Origin of the sequence: Novosphingobium sp., from assembly GCF_025351285.1 — a bacterium.
GTDB lineage: Bacteria > Pseudomonadota > Alphaproteobacteria > Sphingomonadales > Sphingomonadaceae > Novosphingobium.
On sequence record NZ_JANXWG010000163.1, the window covers coordinates 1 to 6,142 of the forward strand.

Below are 6,142 nucleotides of genomic sequence, written 5' to 3' on the forward strand. Positions count from 1 at the left end.
GTCCGACGTGATGAAAAATCCGCGCTGGCCGGTTTCGCCGTCGGTTGTCGATGAGACCAGCGTGTTGAGCGCATCGAGCACTTGCGCGGTGTGTTCGGCCTGGCGCCGCTCCTCGCGCTCGACCTCGATCGTGGAAAACACCAGCGCCAGCGATCCGAACAGCGCGGCTGCCACCACCGCAAACAGCGCGATGCTGATGAGGTTCATCTTACCCAGCAGTTTGTCCGGGCGCAGCCAAGCGCGAAGCTGCTCGGTCGTGTCGGTGGTCAGCCCGTCCGTCATGGCAGCGCGCTAAACCATGGCCAGGGGATCGGCAACCGCTTCGTCCCGTGACATATCGCCCTCGATTCAAACCGCTTCCGCCAGGCACTTGCGGGTACGGGGACTTGACGGAACAGCGCACCTCGTCTAACGGCCGCACCCTGATCGAGGCACCCGTCGTTAGCGGCGGCAAATCGGTATTGGCCAAAGAAACAGACAACACACCGGGTGCCCGAAGCGGGGTGCTCGCGAACCGAAGAGCGAAAATCATGAAGCGCACCTTCCAGCCCAGCCGCCTCGTGCGCGCCCGCCGCCACGGCTTTCGTGCCCGTTCTTCCACGGTCGGCGGCCGCAATATCCTGCGCGCGCGTCGTGCCCGCGGCCGCAAGTCGCTCTCGGCCTGATTTCTACCGAGCCTGATCTTTCGGTTCGGGCACGCCGAACCGAAACGATTCGCAAGCGTGCCGATTTCCTTGCCGCCAATCGAAGCCTGCGCGTTGCGCGGCCCGGTTTTGTGCTGCTCGCCAACGCACGTGTGCCGCTCACCGCTTCGGGTTTGCGCGAGCCGGGCGTTGAGCCGATGCGCTTCGGCGTGACCGTTACCAAGAAAATCGGCAACGCCGTTGTCCGCAACCGCATGAAGCGGCGCTTTCGTGCTCTGCTGCGCGAACTGTTGCCGCAGCACGGCATGGCCGGCGCAGACCACGTGATGATCGGTCGGGAAGGCGGGGTAGAGCGCGATTTCGCCACGCTGCGCCGCGAACTGGTCGAGGCACTGGCGCGCGCCATGGCGGGCAAAGGCGATCCACCACGCAGGCGCACGCCAGGCAAAAAGCGGTGAAGCAAGTCCTCATCTGGATCGCCCGCGGCTGGCAACTGGGCCCATCGCGGATCCTGCCGCCTTCGTGCCGCTTCATGCCGAGCTGCTCTGCCTATGCGATCGAGGCGCTGCAACGCCATGGTGCGATTAAGGGTGGCTGGCTGGCGACGAAGCGGCTATTGCGCTGCCATCCTTGGGGCGGCCACGGCTATGATCCTGTCCCGTAACGTGCGCCGGTCGCAGCCCATCACTCCCTTCTTGAACGCGGAAACCTGATACAGTGCAAAATCAGCGCAACCTGATCTGGGCAGCGGTGCTGACCGGCCTGCTCCTGCTGGCATGGGACGCGGGTACACGCTGGTTCTATCCCAACGCGGGGAAGGCCAAAACGGTGGCCGCATCCGCGCCCAGCGCCAACGCGACCACCGCCGCCAAGCTGACCCCCACCCGCGAAGGCGGACTGACCACGCCCGAGGAAATCGCGCAGGAAGCCAAGTCGCTGCCGGTGGCGCTGTCGGGCCCGCGCGTGGCGATCGATGCGCCGCGCGTGAAGGGCTCGATCGCGCTGACGGGCGGAATGGTCGACGATCTCACGCTCAACGATCACCGCGAAACCACGGACAAGAACAGCCCGCCGGTGCGCATCCTGTCGCCGGCAGGTACGCCTGCGCAGCACTTCGCGCAGTTCGGCTGGGTAGGCGAAGGCGTGGCTGCGCCCGATGCGAAGACCGTGTGGCAGGCCGATGGCGCCAAGTTGACGCCGCAGACGCCAATCACGCTAAAGTGGACCAACCCCACCGGGCAGACCTACTCGATTCGCTACGCAATCGATGATGCCTATATGCTGACTGCCGCTGCGTCGGTGCAGAACGCCGGTGCCTTGCCGGTCGTGCTGCGGCCCTTCGCGCTGATCAGCCGCACCGATCGCACCGCCAGCGTCAGCCAGTGGAACCTGCATTCCGGCCCGATCGGCGCTTTCGCCGCCACGGTCGATTTCGGCAACAACTACGATACCGTGCTCAAGGCGCCCGGCGGCACGATCAGCCCCACCGCAGCCACCGACTGGATCGGCTTTACCGACATCTACTGGATGTCGACGCTGATCCCCGAAGCCGCCGGCGGCGCGCAGGGTGATTTCCGCTCGCTCGGCAGCAGCCTGTTCCGCGCCGATGTGCTGTACAAGCCGCAGTCGGTCGCGCCCGGGCAGACGCTCACGCGCACCACGAAACTGTTCGCGGGCGCCAAGGAAAACGCCACGCTCGAACGCTATGAAAAGGCGGGTGTCACCAATTTCAGTCTGGCGATCGACTGGGGCTGGTTCCGCTGGTTCGAGAAGCCGATTTTCTACTTGCTCGATTTCCTGTTCAAGACCGTTGGCAATTTCGGCGTGGCGATCATGCTGCTGACGGTGGTGGTGCGCGGGCTGATGTTCCCGATCGCGCAGCGCCAGTTCGCCTCGATGGCGGCGATGCGCTCGATTCAGCCCAAGATGAAGGCGATCCAGGAGCGCTTCAAGGACGACAAGCAGACCCAGCAACAGGAGATCATGAAGCTCTACAAGGAGGAGAAGGTCAATCCGCTGGCCGGCTGCCTGCCCTTGCTGCTCCAGTTCCCGGTGTTCATCGCGCTCTACAAGGTGCTGATGCTGACGATCGAAATGCGCCACCAGCCGTTCGTGCTGTGGATCAAGGATCTGTCTGCGCCCGACCCTGCGCATTTCCTCAACCTGTTCGGCTTGCTGCCGTACAACCCGCCCGCCATGCTCGGCATCGGCGTGCTGGCACTGCTGCTGGGCGTGACGATGTGGGGCCAGTTCAAGCTCCAGCCCAGCGCCATGGACCCTGCGCAGCAGCAGATGATGAGCCTGATGCCGTGGGTGATGATGTTCGTGATGGCGCCCTATGCCGCGGGCCTGCTGCTTTACTGGATCACATCGAACCTGCTGACGATCCTGCAGCAGCAGTATCTCTACAGCCGCCACCCGGTGCTCAAGGCGCAGGCGAACAAGGACCAGCTCGATATCGATCGGGTCGCCGCGCGCGACACCAAGAAGTGAACGATGTGACCCCAAATGCGCTGCCGAATGCGCTGGACGATGAAGCGCTTGTTCGCGCGGCGCTGGCCGATGAAGCACGCCGGCTGTTCGCGGGCCGGGTGGAGTTCCTGAAGTCGGCTCCCGCGCTGCAATTCCTGCCCGATGCGGACTTTCCCGAAGTGGCTTTTGCCGGCCGATCGAACGTCGGCAAATCGTCGCTGCTTAACGCGCTGACCGGCCGCAAGTCGATCGCGCGCACCTCGGTCACGCCCGGACGCACTCAGGAACTCAACTTCTTCGATGTCGGCACGCCGATCCGGCTGCGGCTGGTCGACATGCCCGGCTATGGCTTCGCCAAGGCGCCGCCCAAGGTGGTCGAACAATGGAAGCGCTTGGTCCGGGACTTCCTGCGCGGCCGCGTAACCCTGAAACGCACGCTGGTGCTGATCGATTCACGCCACGGCGTGAAGGACGTCGACACCGACATGATGAAAATGCTCGATGAAGCTGCTGTCGGCTATCGCCTGGTGCTGACCAAGGCCGACAAGGTCCGCGCCGAGGAACTGGCCAAGGTGCTGGTGGAAACCGAAGCCGCGGCCCGCGCCAGAATCGCGGCGTATCCGCAGGTGCTGGTCACCTCGTCGGAAAAGGGCATGGGCATCGACGACTTGCGCACTGCGGTGTTCGAGGACGCGGGCGGGTTGGGTTAGGGAGGGGTTGAGCCCTCGAAAACTCAATCTACCAGCATCAAAGCATCCAGTGCCACCACACCTTCACCCAACGGATGTAAAATCACCGGGTTGAGATCGATCTCGCGGATGCGCAGGTTCCCGCGCAGCACGCGGCCCAGCGTCACGATCAGTCGGGCCAGCGCAGGCACATCGAGCGCGGGGGAGCCGCGATAGCCCGAAAGCAGCGCAGCGCTGCGCAGGCGCAGCAGTTCGGCCTCGACGGCTGGCGCGGTGAGATCGGGGGTCAGCAGGCGCACGTCCTGGAGGATCTCGGCGGTCACCCCGCCGAAGCCGGCCAGGATCACGGGACCCCACTCGGGATCGTTCTTCGCGCCGACGATCATCTCCATGCCGCGCTTGCCCATGCCCTCGATCAGCACGCCGTCGAGCGCGATCACGGCAGAATAGGCGGCAACGTTGGCGTGGATACGGTCCCACGCGGCGCGCACGGCGGGGCCGTCGGCCAGGTTGAGTAGCACCCCGCCCGCATCGCTCTTGTGGCCGAGCGCGGCGGCCTGCGCCTTCATCGCGACCGGATAGCCCACCGCATCGGCAGCGCTCACGGCATCGTCGGCGCTGGCGGCGAAGCGGCCCGGCGGGAACGGCACGCCGGCGGGAGCGAGCAGGGCCTTGGCGCGGTATTCGGGCACCACGCCGGCCACGGTGTCCAACCCGGCGAGCGGCAGCGGTGCTTCGGAGTTCTTGCCGACATCGCGCGCGGACCAATGCGTCAGCCGTGCCACGGCACGCAGCGCGCGTTCGGTCGTCGGGAACCACGGCACGCCCGCGCTGCGCAAGCTGGCGATGCGCTCGGGCGGGATGTCCGCGCCTTCGTCCAGCCCGGCAAAGACCAGTGCCTTGCGCAGCGGCGCGGCACCCACCGAGTCGAGGATCGGTGGAAACTTGATCGCGCAAGTGACCGGATCGCTCTGGATGATCCCCGCCACGATGGTGCCAACGCGGTCGTCACCCAGCAGTGCCTCAAGCGTGCGGGTATAAAGCGCGGGTTCGGACAGCCCTTGTGCGGTCAGGTCGAGCGGGTTGCTGACGGGCACGAACGGCGGCAGCGCCGCGCGCAAGGCGGGGGCGTTGGCGTCATCGAGCGCGGCCAGGGGCAGGTTCAGTTCCTCTGCCAGGTCAAGCGTCAGCGCCTTGAACGCGCCCGATTCGCCCAGCACAGCCGCCGCGCCATTGGGCAGCGCCGCGCAACGCACCGCGATCTCGGCCACGTCGCCCAGTTCCTCCAGCGTTTCGGCCACGATCACGCCGGCGCGGGCGACCATTGCGCGCATCAGCTTGTAATCGCCGGCCATCGCCCCGGTGTGGGTGGCCGCGGATTCGCGCGCCGCGCTCGATTTGCCGGGGTGGAGCAACACTACCGGCTTGCCCGCCGCGGCCGCGCGCCGGGCGGCGGCGAGGAAGCGTTGCGGCTTGCGGAATTGCTCGACGATCATCGCGATCACATGCGTGGCGGGATCATCGACCAGCCAGTCGACGTAATCCTCGACCCCGCTCGCCGCCTCGTTGCCGGTCGAGACCGAGTAGCTGACGGCTACGTCGCGTGCGAGCAGCATCGTCGCCAGCACCGCTGCCATCGCGCCCGACTGCGAAACGATGCCAACCGCGCGGTTGCCCATCGCCGGCCGCGAACCTGGCGAAACGGCCGTCGTTTCCACGAACGTGAGCGGGATGCGATCGACGTAGTTCACCAGCCCCAGGCAATTTGGCCCTTCGATCACCATGCCGGCTTCAACCGCTACCGCTGCGATTTCCTGCTGTTCGGCCAGCCCGTCGGCGCCGCCCTCGGCGAACCCGGCGGAGAAGATCACCACACCACCGGCCTTGCGTGCCGCCAGCCCGCGCACCGCATCGAGCACGCCCGCGCGCGGGATCGCCAGCACCGCCACATCGACCCCTTCGGGCAGCGCAGCGACCGAGGGCAGGCACGCCAGCCCGGCGATCGTCTCGCGCTTCGGATTGATCGGGTAGATCGCGCCCGGAAAACCGTTCTTCTGCAGGTTCGACAGCAGCGTCGCCCCCAGCGCGCCGGGCTTGTCGGTCGCCCCCACCACCGCCACCGAGCGCGGCCGCAGCAAGCGGCCCAACGCCGCATGGGAAATCGAGCCAGTCATCCGCGCATCCTCTTGCCGATTTGGTTATGCGCTATAACAATATTCAGCGAACCCACAAGCACCCGCAAGCAAGCCCGATGTTGACGAAAGGGGTGCGACCATGCCAAGCGCCCTCCTGCGCCACGCGGGTATAGCATAGTGGTAATGCACTAGCCTTCCAAGC

7 protein-coding genes are annotated in these 6,142 nt (G+C 66.1%); 5 read left to right on the forward strand and 2 right to left on the reverse strand.

Going from position 1 to position 6,142, the window contains the following annotated elements:
* On the reverse strand, positions 1-282 hold a 282-nt coding region (locus Q0R16_RS19480; protein WP_295640329.1), incomplete at its 3' end, for a CHASE3 domain-containing protein.
* Between the two features lie 248 nt (positions 283-530).
* Between Q0R16_RS19480 and rpmH the strand changes: the two genes are divergently transcribed.
* From rpmH to yihA, 5 genes are read left to right on the forward strand one after another with little or no spacing between them, the layout of a single operon-like run.
* Positions 531-665, forward strand: coding sequence for a 50S ribosomal protein L34 (gene rpmH, locus Q0R16_RS19485; RefSeq protein WP_295640340.1), 135 nt, complete (start codon positions 531-533; stop codon positions 663-665).
* A gap of 47 nt (positions 666-712) precedes the next feature.
* On the forward strand, positions 713-1,102 hold the full coding sequence (gene rnpA, locus Q0R16_RS19490; protein WP_295640343.1) for a ribonuclease P protein component: 390 nt from the start codon (positions 713-715) through the stop codon (positions 1,100-1,102).
* Positions 1,099-1,308: a membrane protein insertion efficiency factor YidD gene (yidD, locus tag Q0R16_RS19495; RefSeq protein WP_295640332.1), complete on the forward strand. Its 210-nt coding sequence runs from the start codon at positions 1,099-1,101 to the stop codon at positions 1,306-1,308. Before rnpA ends, yidD begins: the two co-directional genes overlap by 4 nt.
* A gap of 53 nt (positions 1,309-1,361) precedes the next feature.
* A complete protein-coding gene (yidC, locus tag Q0R16_RS19500; RefSeq protein WP_295640335.1) occupies positions 1,362-3,137 on the forward strand; it encodes a membrane protein insertase YidC in 1,776 nt (591 codons plus the stop codon).
* Between the two features lie 32 nt (positions 3,138-3,169).
* On the forward strand, positions 3,170-3,826 hold the full coding sequence (gene yihA, locus Q0R16_RS19505; RefSeq protein WP_295640346.1) for a ribosome biogenesis GTP-binding protein YihA/YsxC: 657 nt from the start codon (positions 3,170-3,172) through the stop codon (positions 3,824-3,826).
* 23 nt (positions 3,827-3,849) lie between these two features.
* On the opposite strand, the gene Q0R16_RS19510 is transcribed toward yihA, so the two are convergent.
* Entirely contained in the window at positions 3,850-5,979 is a 2,130-nt protein-coding gene (locus Q0R16_RS19510; protein ID WP_295640337.1) for an acetate--CoA ligase family protein, read from the reverse strand.
* Positions 5,980-6,142: the final 163 nt, after the last annotated feature.

Coding starts and splice junctions, on each gene's coding strand:
- rpmH (WP_295640340.1), top strand. CDS start 531: ATGAAGCGCACCTTCCAGCCCAGCCGCCTCGTGCGCGCCCGCCGCCAC.
- Q0R16_RS19510 (WP_295640337.1), bottom strand. CDS start 5,979: ATGACTGGCTCGATTTCCCATGCGGCGTTGGGCCGCTTGCTGCGGCCG.